The sequence below is a fragment of the Amycolatopsis tolypomycina genome, from assembly GCF_900105945.1.
GTDB lineage: Bacteria > Actinomycetota > Actinomycetes > Mycobacteriales > Pseudonocardiaceae > Amycolatopsis > Amycolatopsis tolypomycina.
Window position 1 is genome coordinate 2415074 of sequence record NZ_FNSO01000004.1, and the last position, 13082, is coordinate 2428155.

Below are 13082 nucleotides of genomic sequence, written 5' to 3' on the forward strand. Positions count from 1 at the left end.
CATGTCCCTGCAGACGCTCGCGCCGCCGGGCCGGGCCGCGGTACCCCCGCGCCCGGCCGGGGTGCACCTGAGCGGCGTGACGCACCGGGTGTTCACCGAACGGGCCAAGCCGGTGTTCGGGATGCGCCCGGAGCTCGCGCGGCTCATGGTCGAGACCTTCGGCGCCGCGGCGGACCAGGAGGACTTCCTGGCCCGCACCGGCAACGGGTTCATCGAGATGACCGAGGCCCTCCTGGCCGACGCGGGCGGCCCGCTGCCGCCGCTGGACGCGGTGGTGCTCGCCTACCACTCGCCCGACCTCTACCACTCGGAAGTCGCCGGCTGCTACCTGGCCGGACGCCTGCCGGGCAACCCGGAACCGTGCTCGGTCGCCGGGCCGGGGCCGGGCCCGGCGTTCACCGCGCTGCGCCTGCTGGACGGCATGTGCCGGCTCGGCGAGGCAACTTCGGCGGCGCTGCTGGTGTACGACCAGAACGCGGTGCTGTGGGACAGCGGCCACCCGGCCACCCACCGCCCGGACGCGGCGGTGCTGCTGCAGGCCGGCGCGACCGGCGACGTCGCCGTGACGGAGCTGGAGGAGGTGCGGCTCGGCGGGAATGGGCCGCACACGGCGACCCTGGCACTGGCGGACGTGCTCTACCGGCACCCGGGCGTCCGCGTCCTGGCGGGCGCGGGCCTGGCCAAGCGGCTCGCGGGCACGCCGTATGCCGGACGCGTCGAAGCGGTGCCGGACCTGTGGTGCACGGGCGTGTGGGCCGGGCTCGCGCGCCTGTGGCCGCTGGCGGAACCGGTGCTGCTGGCCGATTTCGAGCCCGCGGGTGGCACGTTCTGCAGCTGCCTGCTCGTGCCGGGGAGGGAGCACTGATGGGCGCCCGTGCGCGAAGGGTCGACACGCGTGATTGGGGAGCCGACACGCGTGATTGGGGAGCCGACACGGGTGGGCCGGGGAGGGAGCACTGATGGACACGGGGCTGTCCCGGGTCGCCGTGCGGCTGCCCGGCCGCGTCGAGGCCGTCGACGACGTGCTCGTGCGGTCGGGCGCCAAACCGCTGGAGCGGCGCATGTTCGGCCGCATCTACGGCCTGCGCGACAGCCCGGTGCTCGCGCCGGGCGAGCGGATGGCGGACCACCTGGCCGAGGCCGGGCGGACCGCGCTCGGCGGCGGGCCGGCGAGCCTCGTGCTCTACGGCCACACGCTGCTCATCGCCGAACTCGACCTCTGCGGCACCTTCCCGGACCGGCTGCGCGACGCGCTCGGCCTGCCCGGCGTCCCGTTCTTCGGGGTGTCGCACGTCAACTGCACGTCGGTGCTGCGCTCGGTCGAACTGGCCCGCCGCTACCTGGCCCGCCCCGGCGCGGCCCCGGACGACCGCGTGCTCGTGCTCGGCGGCGACCAGGGCAGCGCGAGCGACCGCGGCCGCTACATCCCGGGCACGACCGTCGCGGGCGACACCGCGGCGGCGCTCGTGGTGTCGCGCGGCCCGGCGCGCTACCGCTACCTCGGCGGCGCGAGCGCCCGCGACACGCGGTTCCACCGCAGCCTGCGGATGACCAAGGAGGAGTTCGCGCTCTTCGGCAAGGTCTGCTGCGAGCAGGCCGTGTCGGTCGTCGGTGCCGCGGCCCGGGACGCCGGCCTCACCCTGTCCGATGTGGACTGGGTGCTGCCGGACCTGTCCAACCGCATGTTCTGGCGCACCTTCAGCGGGCTGTCCGGCTTCCCCGTCGACCGGATCCCCCTGGACCTGGTCGCCGAGCGGGGGCACAACTTCGGGATCGACTCCCTGCTCGCCCTGCAGCACGCCGACGCGGCCGGACGGCTGCGTCCCGGGCAGCGCTGCGCCCTGGTCTCCGTGGGCCAGGGCGCCTACTTCCAGTCGGTGATCGTCGAGGTCGTGGAGGAGAAGTGACCACCAGCCTGCTCGAATGCGAGCGAACCGCGCGCAGCGACGGCCTCGCCGCCGGTCTCGCGCGGGCCCTGCCCGCCACCCCGGCCGACCGGCTGGCCCCCGGCCGGTACGCGGCCGTGCCGGCCGCCGCCGTGCCCGAAGGCGCCGAAGTGCGCACGCACAGCCTGGCCGACCGCGAGGACATCGTTTTCCTCGCCACCCCGGGCCGTCCCCGCGAAGAGCGGGACGCCCTCGAACTGGCCGACCTCGGCCGGCACCTGGCCGCGGTGCGGCTCGGGGTGCTGCGCTCGGTGCTCGACCACGTCGTCGAGCACCTGTCGAACCGCACCAGCGGCGACGAACCGCTGATCCGCAAGCAGCTGATCGTCGGCGCGCTCGGCGACGTGATGGCCGCGGTGGAACGGCTGCGCGCCCAGGTGCGCTCGCAGCGGCACCCGGCCGCCGTGGCCGACGTCCACCGCGAGCTGGACGAGCTGGGCTGGCGGGTGGCCCAGCACCTCGGCGCCTCGGGCTTCCTGGCCACCTCGCCCGCACGGTCGCTCTACGTCTCGGCCCTGGTGGCCGGCACCTGGGTCGACCGGGAACCGGAAGGAGAACCGGCATGATCGAGCTGAGCGACCGCGTCCGCGCGGTCCGCGACCTGAGCCGCGAGGCGGCCGCCGACCTGCGGACGCGGGCCCTGGCCATCGACGTCGACCCGGACGCGATGGAGGAGCACTACGACTCGCCGGTGTTCGAGATGGTGCGGCAGGCCGACACGCCGCCGCAGTACCGCGAGTCGCTGCCGTCGACGCCGTTGCTGCGCGCGATGGAACGCGGCTCGTGCCTGGAGAACGTGGCCGGGCTGATCGAGCTGGCCCGCGGCGACGTCGGCGCGATCCTGGCCTGCCCGTCACCCGGCCTGGCCGGGGTGTTCGTCGAGCTGCTCGGCACGCCCGAGCAGCAGGAGTGGTTCTTCACCCGGATGCACGGCGGCCGGCGCTGGTCGTTCTTCGCGATGACCGAAGAGGGCCGCGGCAACGACGCGACGGCGATGGAGACCCGCTTCGAGCGCGACGGCGACGGCTGGCGGCTCCACGGCGGCAAGTGCTACGTCGGCAACGCCGCCCGCGGCAGCGTCGGCGTGGTGTTCGGTCGCACCGGCCGCGGCGCGCTGTCGATCCGCGCGGCACTGGTCGAGGTCCCGGCGCCCGGCTGGCACGGCGAAAAGCTCGACATGATCGGCCTGCGCGGCGCCTACATCAGCCGGCTGTCCTTTTCGGACGTGGCCATCCCCGCCGGCCGGATGCTCGGCGACCACCTGCCGGCGACGCGGCGCGGGATCTTCGCCGCGATCACGACGTTCAACCACATGCGGGTCCGGATCGCCGCGTCCGCCGTGGGCACCGCGCTGGCGATGGTCGAGTACGTGCTGGAGCACCGCAAGAACGCCCCCGGCGGCCAGCTAGCCCTGGCTCGCGCCGAAGCGGGCCGCGAGCTGGTGTACGAAGCGGCGGCGCGGATCGACGGCGACCCCGAGCGCGGCTACCTCTCCAGCGCGGCGAAACTCGGCGCGGTCGGCCTCGCGGTGGGCACGGCGCACTGGGCGTCGGCCGCGCTCGGCCCGGCCGGCCTGATCGAGCACCCGCTGCTGGAGAAGTGGACGCGGGACGTGCACGCGTTCGAGTTCATGGAGGGCACGAGCAACATCCACCGCCTCCACGTGGCGCGCGGGTACCAGGCGGGAGACGCCGATGCCTGACCTGGGGATCGACACGATCGCCTTCGCCGCGGCCCGCCGCGAGGAGTACGTGCCGCTGTCGTCGTTGCCGGGAGCCGCCGACCTGGTGCCGCCGGAACGGCTGGCCGCCGCCGGGATCCCGTTGTCCCGCTTGATGGTCCGGATCCCGGAGGACGACGACGTCGACGTCACCGCGCAGGTGCTGGCCGCCCTCGGGCCGCCGGTCGTGCCGCAGCCGCTGTTCTTCGTGCGGTCGGGGCCGCTGCGTGACCCGAACGTGGCCGCGCTGGCCGGGCTGGTGCACCGCAGCGGCTGGGCGGGCGAGGACGTCGGCCTCTCGCACCTCGACGAGCTCGGCGGCACGGCGGTGTTCGGCCTGCTGGAGTGGGCGGTCGAGAGCGAGGCGACGGCGGTGATCTGCGACGAGCCGCTGTTCGCCGACGCGGCGGCCGGCCACCCGCGCTTCGCGGCGGTCGGCTTGCGGGTGCGTCGCGGCGCCTCGGCGTTGACGGTTTCCGGCTGCGGAGAAGGAAAACCCGCGCTGACGGGCGGCCACCGGTTCACCGGCCGCGGCCCGTGCGACGCGTGGCTGGCGTTCTGCGCGGCACTGGCCGAAGGAGTGGTCGCCGATGGCGACCGGGTGCTGCTGCACACGCGCGGCCCCCTGCGCGAGGGCTGGTTGTCGCTGCGCGCGGTGGACGTCACCGCCCTGCGGCTGGTGCCCGCCGCGACGGCGAGTCTGCTCGGGGGGCGGAGTGGATGAGAATCGGCGTGGACCTGATGTCGATCCCGCGGTTCGCGGAGGTCGCGGCGCACCACCGGTACCGGACGCTGGTCTTCACCCCGGTGGAGCTGGAGCAGGCCGCCCGGATGGGTGCCGAACGGTCGCTGGAACGGCTGGCCGGGCGGTTTTCCGTCAAGGAGGCCACGTGCAAGATGCTGGGCCGTGGCTTCGGCCAGGGCCTGCGCTGGCGTGACATCGAGGTCACCAACGACGACTGGGGAGCGCCGTTGGTGACGCTGGGCGGCGGCGCGGCGGAGATCGCGGAGGAAGCGGGCCTGGCGGAGATCGTGGTGACGCTGAGCCACCAGGCCGACCTCGTGGTCGCGGTCGCGGCGGCCGGCTGTGCCCGCCCCCCGCGCCCGTTCCGCCGCGCGGCGGAGCCGGCGGTGTCCCGTGTCCCGGCCCGGTTCGACGAACTGGCGGCACTGGCCGCCGACCTGTTCTCGGTTCCCCCCACCGAGGTGGCCACGGCGACGTCGTTCGCAGGCGATCTGGGGGTCACGTCGGTGGTGGTGATCGAGCTGCTCGCCCGGATCGAGCACCGGTACGGCATCCGCATCCCGGAGGCCGGCATCTACCGGATGACCGATCTGCAGCGAACCTACGGAGTGGTCGCCGAGGCGGCCGGCTGGTAGGGCGGGCAGAGAGAAGGGGCCTTCCGCGTGCGGAAGGCCCCTTCTCGTGAGCCGGCAGTGTGGCGACCGCGGGCCCGGACCCAAGCACCCCAATGTGGCGTTGGTTGCGTCAGACGCACCGAACGCCACATTGGGTGCGTTGGATGCAACCAACGCCACATTGGGGGCTTGAGCGGAGCGCCGGCGGAGCGAGCGTTCAAGCCAGCGTGAACCGCGCAGCGGCCTGTACCCCGGCCTGGAAGCGCGACACCGCGTCCAGATTCTGCAGCATCGCCGCGATGTGACGGCGGCACGTCCGCACCGACATCCCCAGCCGGCGGGCCACGACCTCGTCCGTCAGGCCCTGGGCCATCAGGCGCGCGATCGTCTGCTGCAGGTCGTGGGCAATCTCGCCGCTGTAGCCCTGGTCCTCGGCCGAAAACGGGGTTGCGCCGTCCCACAGCTGGTCGAACAGGCCCAGCAGGAACCGGACCATGCCCTGGTCGCGGACGCGGCGGGCCGACAGCTCGGTGACGTCCAGTGTCACCGCCAGCGAACGGTCGAAGACCACCGCCGCCTCCGGGACTCGGCTGAGGGTGCGGATCTGCGCGCCGCGGCCGGCGAGTTGCGTCAACCGCGCGCGGGCCGCGTAGCCCGCGCGGCTGCGGTGGGGGCACACCACCCGGACGCCGACGCCGTCGCCCAGTACCGAACAGCACGCGTCCAGCAGCTCGTCGACCAGGTCGTCGGCCGCCTCGCCCGGGTGCAGGACCACCAGCTCGTCGCGGCAGATCTCGGCCGCCAGCTTGACCAGGCCGCGGATCTCGGCGACGCCCTCCAGGCGGTCGAGCGTGCCCGCGGCGCCCGCCGGGGCGCGGGTGATGCCGTCGATGCGCTCGCGCAGGCGGTCGGCCAGCTCGCGCCGCTCGTACATCGCGCGTTCCAGCGGCGTCACGACGAGCTCCGCGGCCGCCGCCGGCTCACGCGGGATGAAGCTTTCCCCTGCCGCGCGCAGCAGCTGCAGCTCGACCAGCCGGGCGGCGGCCGCCCGGACCGTGTCGGCGGGCAGGCCGAGGTGCGCCGCGGCGGTGTCCACGGACGAGATCCGGCCACACCGCGCCGCGTAGCGGTACAGCTCGGCTTCGGGGTCGGGCTCGGGCACGGAGAACGCCCCGAGCGGCGGAAGAGTGGCCGTCGACATCGTGCCTCCCAAGAAGATCCGGCTTGTGCTTTTCCACCGTCGCAGCCGGTCTTCTCGGCCGGCTCTCACGCCGCTCTCGCCCGGCGGTGGCCGGATGAGAGCGCGGTGATGGCCCGGTGATTCCGGCCGGTGGTGTCCTCGGGAGGACCACGGTTGACCGCCGAAAGCGAAACAGGGTGACGCCATGCCTGACACACCTCCCCTCCCGCACGGGTTCCTCGAGATCCTGATCGCGCACCTGCCCTACGCGCTCGGGGACCGGATCGACGGGGACGACGACCTCGCCGCGCTCGGGCTCGACTCGATGGGCGTCGTGCAGCTCGTCACCGACCTGGAGGAGACCTTCGGCTTCGAGCTGCCCGACGAGCTGCTCACCGAGGACACCTTCGCCACCGCGGGCAGCCTGTGGGCCGCCGTCGCGGAGTTCGTCGCCCCGGAGCCCGCCGATGTCTGAGGCCGCCGCCCCGGTGCGGCTCGATGCGCTCCTCACCCGCGGCGCGCCCGGCGATCCGGCCGTCACCCACAAGGACCGGACGCTGACCTACGCCGAGCTCGGCGACCAGGTGACGCGCGTGGCCCGCGGCCTGTACCGCCTCGGCGTGCGTCGCGGCGACCGCGTGGCGGTGTACGCCGAGAAGCGCCTGGAAACCGTCGTCGCGCTGTTCGCCGCCGCGGCCGCCGGCGCGGTCCTGGTGCCGCTGAACCCGCTGTTCAAGGCCCGGCACATCGCCCACGTCACCACCGACTGCACGCCGAAGGTGGTGTTCACGACCGCCGAGCGGCTGGCGACGGTCCGCGAGGCGGTGCCCGGCCCCACCCCGGTCGTGGTGTTCGGCGAACCCGCGTGGGACGCGCTGACCGCGGCCGAGCCGGACGCGGTCCCGAGCGCGGTGATCGACCAGGACCCGGCCGCCATCCTGTACACCTCCGGCAGCACGGGCGGCCCCAAGGGGGTCGTGCTGTCCCACCGCAACCTGCTCGCCGGCGCCGCGAGCGTCGCGGAATACCTCGGCCACACGCGCGAGGACGTCGTGCTCGCCGCCCTGCCGCTGAGCTTCGACGCCGGCTTCAGCCAGCTCACCACCGCGTTCGCCGCCGGCGCGCACGTCGTGCTCGTGAACTACCTGCTGCCCAAGGAAATCGTCCGGCTCTGCACCCGCCACGGCGTCACGGCGCTCACCTGCGTGCCGCCGCTGTGGCTGCAGCTGGCGGCCCAGCAGTGGCCCGCCGAGGCGACCGCGCGGCTGCGGTACTTCGCCAACACCGGCGGCCGCATGCCCCGCGCCACCCTGGCGCGCCTGCGCGAGCTTTTCCCGCAGGCGCAACCGTTCCTGATGTACGGCCTCACCGAGGCGTTCCGCTCCACCTACCTCGACCCGGCGGAGGCGGACCGCCGTCCCGGCTCGATCGGGAAGGCGATCCCCAACGCCGAAGTCCTCGTGCTGCGCCCCGACGGCTCGCCCTGCCGTCCCGGCGAGCACGGCGAGCTGGTGCACCGCGGCGCGCTTGTGGCCCTCGGCTACTGGAACGACCCCGCGCGCACGGCCGAGCGCTTCCGCCCGGTGCCGGGCCCGGACGGCCTGGTGCGGCCGGAAATCGCCGTGTGGTCGGGCGACACCGTCTACCGCGACGAAGAGGGGTTCCTCTACTTCGTCGGCCGCACCGACGAGATGATCAAGACGTCGGGCTACCGCGTCAGCCCCGCCGAGGTCGAAGAAGCCGCCTACGCCACCGGCCTGGTGGGGGAGGCGGCCGCGTTCGGCGTGCCGGACCCCGCGCTGGGCCACCGGATCGTGCTGGCGGTCGCGCCCGAGGGGGACGCCGAGGCGATTTCCCGCGCGCTGGCGAAGGAACTGCCCGCGTACATGCTGCCGCGGCGGATCGAGGTGCTGCCGAAGCTGCCGCGGTCGGTCAACGGCAAGTTCGACCGCGTCGCGCTGAGCAAGGCGCTGACCGCGGAGCACGCCGTCACCGAATGACGGCAGGTTCCTGTCACCGCGCGAATCCGCCACCCCCGCTGTCCTCGTGCGACAGTCCAAGAGCCGTGAACCCCCAGGGAGCGACCCTCATGTTGCAAGCAATCGACCTCCGGAAACGCTACGACGAAGTGCAGGCCCTCGACGGCTTCAGCCTCGAGGTCGCCGCGGGCGAGATCGTCGGGCTCGTCGGCCACAACGGTGCCGGCAAGACCACCTTCGTCGAAATGGTGTCCGGGCTGCTGCGCCCGGACAGCGGCACGGTGCTCGTCGACGGCGAGTCGCCGACGCGTGCCCGCGACCGCATCGGCATCTCCCCGCAGCACATCGCGCTCTACCGCCCGCTGACCGTGCGCGAGCACCTGGAGCTGTACGGCCGCCTGGCCGGCCTGCGCCGCGCCGCGCTGCGCTCGGCCATCGACGACCTCACGGCCGCGCTGCGGCTGGAGACGTTCCTGAACCGCACCTGCGGCCTGCTCTCGGGCGGCCAGCAGCGGCGGGCGCAGGCCGCGACCGCGCTGGTGCACCGGCCGTCGCTGCTGCTGCTCGACGAGCCGACCGCCGGTGCCGACCCCGAGACCCGTCAGGCGCTGCTCGACGTGGTCAAGCAACGAGCAGGCGAGGGAGCCGCAGTGGTCTACACCACCCACTACCTGACCGAACTGACCGACCTGCAGGCCACGATCGCGGTGGCCGCCGACGGCCGGGTGATCGCGCGCGGCGGCGCGGACGAGCTGCTCTCCGGCCTGCCCGGCGAGGTCCGCGTGCGCACGGCCGACGACGAGCTGACCGTCTCGACCACCGATCCCACCGGCACGCTGCTGGAGCTGCTGCCCACCGTGACGCGGCCGGTCGAGGCCGTCGAGCTGCGCAACCCCAGCCTGGACGACCTCTACCACTCCCTGGCGGTGACCGATGTCGACGCGCACTGACTCCCTCCACCGGGCCGGCGCCCTGATCCGCTACAACGCGACCCTCCGCCTGCGCGACCCGTCGCAGCTGATCAGCTACCTGATCACGCCGATGATCTTCATGGTGCTCTTCCAGCCGCTGTACGTGAAGGCGCTGGGCAGCGGCGCGGTCGAGGCCGTCACCGGGCAGCTGGTGATGTTCTCGGTGTTCGCCATGGCGATCGTGGGCAACGCGATCTTCGTCGAACGCGAGTGGCGCACCTGGGACCGGCTGCGCGCCAGCCGCGCCGCCCGCGCGGAACTGCTGGTCGGCAAGGCGGTGCCGGTGTTCGTGGTGCTGCTCGTCCAGCAGGGCGTGCTCGTCATCTACGGCTGGCTCGTCGTCGGGATGCCGTTCCCGGCGTCGCCGGGCCTGGTGTTCGCGGCGATGTGCCTGTGGGGCTTCATGCTGCTGGCCATGGGCGCCGCACTGTCCACTGTGGTCCGCAGCCGCGGCGACCTGATCGTCGCGGTCGACCTCGGCGCGATCACCATCAGCTCGCTCGGCGGCTCGCTGCTGCCGGTGTCGCTGATGCCGCCCTGGGCGCAGGCGATCGCGCCGTTCTCCCCGGGGTACTGGGGGCTGTCGCTGATCCGCTCGGCCATGGCGGGCGACGCCGAGGCGATGCTGCGCCCGGGGCTGATCGTGCTCGGCATCGGCCTCGCCACGGGCGCGTTCGCCACCTACCGGCTGGCCCACGGCTGGGGCCGCAGCCACCTGCTCTGACCGACCGGAGAAAGGACCTGCCGTGACGGAGGCACCCGAATCGGCCGTGGCGCTCGTCGGGATGGCGGGCCGGTTCCCCGGCGCTGCCGACGTCGAGCAGCTGCGGCGCAACCTCGCGGCCGGGGTGCCCGGCCTGCGGGAACTGACCGACGCCGAACTCGCCGCCGCGGGTGCCGACCCGGCGGCCCCTGGCCACGTCCGCGTCGGCGGGCCGGTGGCCGGGGGCGTCGAGACGTTCGACGCCACCGCCTTCGGGCTCGGCGCGCGGGAGGCGGAAACCCTGGAGCCGCACCACCGGCTGCTGCTCGAATGCTCGTGGGAGGCCCTGGAGCGGGCCGGCTACCGGCCGACCGACCCGGGCGTGCCGGTCGGGCTGTTCGCCGGCTGCGCGTTCCCCGACTACCTCACCCGCAACCTCGCCGGCCTCGCCGCCGAACCGGACGGCAAGCCGCTGCTGTCGGCGGGGGTGGAGCGCGACTCGCTGACGTCGCTCGTGTCGTACAAGCTGGGGCTGCGCGGCCCGGCGATCACCGTGCAGACGTACTGCTCGACGTCGCTGGTCGCGGTGCACCTGGCGTGCCAGAGCCTGCTGACGTACGAGTGCGACCTGGCATTGGCCGGCGGCGCGGCGCTGCCGCTGCCGCAGACCGGCGGCCACGTGCACGCCGAAGGGGACATCCTCTCGCCGGACGGCCGGGTCCGCGCCCTCGACGCCGCGGCGAACGGCACGGTGATGGGCTCCGGCGCGGCGGTCGTCGCGCTGAAACGCCTGGAGGACGCCCTCGCCGACGGCGACGTCGTGCACGCGGTGATCCTCGGGTCCGCGGTCAACAACGACGGCCGCGACCGCGCCGGCTACCCCGCGCCTGGGGTGGCCGGGCAGGCGGCGGTGGTGGACACGGCGCTGGCCGTGGCCGGGGTGAAGCCCGAGACGGTGGGGTACGTCGAGTGCCACGCCGTCGGCACGCCCCTGGGCGATTCGATCGAGCTGGCGGCGCTGAACCGGGTGTTCGGGCCCGGGCGGGCGGTGCCGTGCGTGCTCAGCTCGGTCAAGCCGAGCATCGGGCACCTCGACCGGGCGTCCGGGGTCACGTCGCTGATCCGCGCGGCGCTGAACCTGCGCGACGGCGTCCTGCCGGGCACGTGGGGCTTCAGCACGCCGAATCCCGCGCTCGGCGACCGGTTCACCGTGCTGCCCGCCGACGCCCCGTGGCCCGCGGACGGCACGCCACGGCGGGCGGGGGTCAGCTCGTTCGGCGTGGGCGGGACGAACGCGCACGTCGTCCTCGAAGAGCCGCCGGTGCGGGAGCCCCGGTCGTCGAGCGGCCCGCAGTTGCTGACTTTTTCCGCCGCGGACCCCGCCGCGCTCGACGAGGTGACCTCACGCCTGCGAGCCCACCTGGCTTCGCACCCTGCGCTGGATCTCGGGGACGTGGCTTTCACGCTGCAGGTCTCGCGCGGCCACTTCGCGCTGCGGCGGGCGGTGGTGGTCCGGGACCGGGCCGACGCCCTGGCCGCGCTGGCCGACCCCGGCCGGTGGATCGACGGCGAGACCCGCCGCCGTGACCCGCGGATCCGCCTGGCCGCGGGCCCCGGCCCGGACTGGGCCGCGACGGCGGCGGCCGTCCACAGCCTGCTGGCCGGGGCCGAGGTACCCGCGCCGCCGGCCACACGCGAGGGCGCGCTGTCGGCGTTGGCGGCCGGCCTGACCCGGCTGGGCGTCCGGCTGGACGAAAGCGCTTCGGACACGGTCGTCGTCGAGGGCGGGTCTTCGGCCGAGGAGCTGCTCTCGACGCTGGCCCGGCTGTGGCTCGCGGGCTGCACGCTGGACTGGCCGGCCCTGCACCGCGGCGAGGGACGGCGGGTGGAGCTGCCGCCGTACCCGTTCCAGCGCAAGCAGTTCTGGGTCGAGTCCGCGCCTGCGCGTCCGGCCGCGCACGTACCGACGTGGCGGCTCGACCCGCAGCCGGTCACCGGGCTGGCGGGTCGGCTGCGGGCGGCGGGACCGTGGCTGGTGTTCGCCGGCTCACCGGTGGGTGAAGCGCTGGCTTCGCGCATCACCCTGGCCGGGGGCGAAGTGACGACCGTGCGGCCGGGTGCGGCGTTCGCCTTTCTCGATTCCGGCGATTTCGTCGTGGGCCCGGGCGACCTGCCGGAGTTGCGGCGTTCGCTGGTGGTCGTCCCGCGGACGGTGGTGCACGCCTTCGCCCTGGGCGGCTCACCGGGGGAGATCGAGGAGGCGGCCGAGCTGTGGCCGGGGATGGTGACGGTGACCTCCGGCGCGGTCGGGGTGCTCGGGCCCGACTTGACCACACCGTCGCAGGCAGGGCTGACGGGCTTGACCGCACGGCACGTCGACGTGGGGGCCGACGCGTCGATCGACCAGGTGCTGGCGGCGGTGCTGAACACGGAAACCCCGCTCGCGGTGCGCGGCGATCAGTCTTGGCGGCCGCACCACGAGCCGTGGGAGCCGCCGGCCCCTGGCGGCGTGGCGGGACTGGCGGGGTTTGGGGAGGTGGTGGTGCATCGCGGTACCGGCGTGGCGGGACTGGCGGGGTTTGGGGAGGTGGTGGTGCATCGCGGTACCGGCGTGGCGGGACTGGCGGGGTTTGGGGAGGTGGTGGTGCATCGCGGTACCGGTGTGCCGGCCCCGCGGGAGTCCTCGCTGGACCCCGGCCCCGGCCTGCCGGACCTGGACGACCGGCGGGGCCTGCTCCTCGTCCGGCCGGATCCCGCCGGCCGTGTGCTCGCCGCCCAGGCCCGCGTGGCCCGGCTGGCCGGGCGCGGGCGGTGGACCACCGTTGTGTCCACTTCGGACCCCGCTGCGGAAGTCCTTGCCGCCGTCGCCGCTGCCGACCAGCTGACCGAGGTCGTGCTTTCCGGGGTTCCGCTCGTTCGCCCGGCCCGGGTCGGTGAGCCGGTTCAAGCGCAGGCCCAGGCCCGGCCGCGGCCCGCGCTGAGCACCCCGTTCGTCGAGCCGGAGCCGGGTCTCGAACAGGAAGTGGCGCAACGCTGGGCCGCCGCGCTGGGTTACGCGGAGATCGGTGCCGACGACAACTTCTTCGAGCTGGGTGGCCGGTCCGCCGGTGCGGTCCGGATCGCCGCGCACTGGGACCTGCCGGCCACGGCGGTCGTGGAGCTGCCGACGGTCCGGCTGCTCGCCGCCCGCCTCGCCGAGCCCCGGTCCTGATCCGAGCCGCGGT

Annotated in this window: 12 protein-coding genes; 11 read left to right on the forward strand and 1 reads right to left on the reverse strand. The window is 74.3% G+C overall.

Annotated elements, in window-relative coordinates; genetic code table 11:
* Window position 1: 1 nt before the first annotated feature.
* The 6 genes from BLW76_RS21185 (at window position 2) to acpS (ending at window position 5046) form a co-directional block, all read left to right on the forward strand.
* Entirely contained in the window at window positions 2-865 is an 864-nt protein-coding gene (locus tag BLW76_RS21185) for a hypothetical protein (RefSeq protein ID WP_091310047.1), read from the forward strand.
* A 94-nt stretch (window positions 866-959) separates the two neighbouring features.
* On the forward strand, window positions 960-1907 hold the full coding sequence (locus BLW76_RS21190) for a 3-oxoacyl-[acyl-carrier-protein] synthase III C-terminal domain-containing protein (RefSeq protein ID WP_091310049.1): 948 nt from the start codon (window positions 960-962) through the stop codon (window positions 1905-1907).
* Window positions 1904-2512 carry an acyl-CoA dehydrogenase family protein gene (locus tag BLW76_RS21195; protein ID WP_208613347.1) on the forward strand — a complete coding sequence of 203 codons (609 nt, stop codon included), beginning with the start codon at window positions 1904-1906 and terminating at the stop codon, window positions 2510-2512. Before BLW76_RS21190 ends, BLW76_RS21195 begins: the two co-directional genes overlap by 4 nt.
* The gene (locus BLW76_RS21200; protein ID WP_091310051.1) at window positions 2509-3648 is read left to right on the forward strand and encodes an acyl-CoA dehydrogenase family protein; all 1140 of its coding nucleotides are present in this window, start codon (window positions 2509-2511) and stop codon (window positions 3646-3648) included. The genes BLW76_RS21195 and BLW76_RS21200 overlap by 4 nt, the downstream gene beginning before the upstream one ends.
* The gene (locus BLW76_RS21205; RefSeq protein ID WP_091310053.1) at window positions 3641-4390 is read left to right on the forward strand and encodes a hypothetical protein; all 750 of its coding nucleotides are present in this window, start codon (window positions 3641-3643) and stop codon (window positions 4388-4390) included. Before BLW76_RS21200 ends, BLW76_RS21205 begins: the two co-directional genes overlap by 8 nt.
* Window positions 4387-5046, forward strand: coding sequence for a holo-ACP synthase (acpS, locus tag BLW76_RS48640; protein WP_167384668.1), 660 nt, complete (start codon window positions 4387-4389; stop codon window positions 5044-5046). Before BLW76_RS21205 ends, acpS begins: the two co-directional genes overlap by 4 nt.
* Before the next feature lie 196 nt (window positions 5047-5242).
* Here the strand turns inward: acpS and BLW76_RS21215 are convergent, their stop codons facing one another.
* Window positions 5243-6226 (reverse strand): LuxR C-terminal-related transcriptional regulator, encoded by a 984-nt coding sequence (locus tag BLW76_RS21215; protein ID WP_091310055.1) that lies wholly within the window; start codon window positions 6224-6226, stop codon window positions 5243-5245.
* Between the two features lie 184 nt (window positions 6227-6410).
* Between BLW76_RS21215 and BLW76_RS21220 the strand changes: the two genes are divergently transcribed.
* The 5 genes from BLW76_RS21220 (at window position 6411) to BLW76_RS21240 (ending at window position 13069) form a co-directional block, all read left to right on the forward strand.
* Window positions 6411-6680 carry a phosphopantetheine-binding protein gene (locus BLW76_RS21220; protein WP_091310057.1) on the forward strand — a complete coding sequence of 90 codons (270 nt, stop codon included), beginning with the start codon at window positions 6411-6413 and terminating at the stop codon, window positions 6678-6680.
* A complete protein-coding gene (locus BLW76_RS21225; protein WP_167384669.1) occupies window positions 6673-8205 on the forward strand; it encodes an acyl-CoA ligase (AMP-forming), exosortase A system-associated in 1533 nt (510 codons plus the stop codon). The genes BLW76_RS21220 and BLW76_RS21225 overlap by 8 nt, the downstream gene beginning before the upstream one ends.
* Window positions 8206-8294: 89 nt before the next feature.
* Complete coding sequence (locus BLW76_RS21230; RefSeq protein ID WP_091310059.1) at window positions 8295-9134, forward strand: ABC transporter ATP-binding protein; 840 nt, start codon at window positions 8295-8297, stop codon at window positions 9132-9134.
* Window positions 9118-9879 (forward strand): ABC transporter permease, encoded by a 762-nt coding sequence (locus BLW76_RS21235; protein WP_091310062.1) that lies wholly within the window; start codon window positions 9118-9120, stop codon window positions 9877-9879. Before BLW76_RS21230 ends, BLW76_RS21235 begins: the two co-directional genes overlap by 17 nt.
* 22 nt (window positions 9880-9901) lie before the next feature.
* Window positions 9902-13069, forward strand: a complete 3168-nt coding sequence (locus tag BLW76_RS21240; protein ID WP_091310064.1) for a beta-ketoacyl synthase N-terminal-like domain-containing protein — start codon at window positions 9902-9904, stop codon at window positions 13067-13069.
* Window positions 13070-13082 lie beyond the last annotated feature (13 nt).

Coding starts and splice junctions, on each gene's coding strand:
- BLW76_RS21220 (WP_091310057.1), top strand. CDS start 6,411: ATGCCTGACACACCTCCCCTCCCGCACGGGTTCCTCGAGATCCTGATC.
- BLW76_RS21215 (WP_091310055.1), bottom strand. CDS start 6,226: ATGTCGACGGCCACTCTTCCGCCGCTCGGGGCGTTCTCCGTGCCCGAG.
- BLW76_RS21185 (WP_091310047.1), top strand. CDS start 2: ATGTCCCTGCAGACGCTCGCGCCGCCGGGCCGGGCCGCGGTACCCCCG.
- BLW76_RS21230 (WP_091310059.1), top strand. CDS start 8,295: ATGTTGCAAGCAATCGACCTCCGGAAACGCTACGACGAAGTGCAGGCC.
- BLW76_RS21205 (WP_091310053.1), top strand. CDS start 3,641: ATGCCTGACCTGGGGATCGACACGATCGCCTTCGCCGCGGCCCGCCGC.
- BLW76_RS21235 (WP_091310062.1), top strand. CDS start 9,118: ATGTCGACGCGCACTGACTCCCTCCACCGGGCCGGCGCCCTGATCCGC.
- BLW76_RS21225 (WP_167384669.1), top strand. CDS start 6,673: ATGTCTGAGGCCGCCGCCCCGGTGCGGCTCGATGCGCTCCTCACCCGC.
- BLW76_RS21200 (WP_091310051.1), top strand. CDS start 2,509: ATGATCGAGCTGAGCGACCGCGTCCGCGCGGTCCGCGACCTGAGCCGC.
- BLW76_RS21190 (WP_091310049.1), top strand. CDS start 960: ATGGACACGGGGCTGTCCCGGGTCGCCGTGCGGCTGCCCGGCCGCGTC.
- acpS (WP_167384668.1), top strand. CDS start 4,387: ATGAGAATCGGCGTGGACCTGATGTCGATCCCGCGGTTCGCGGAGGTC.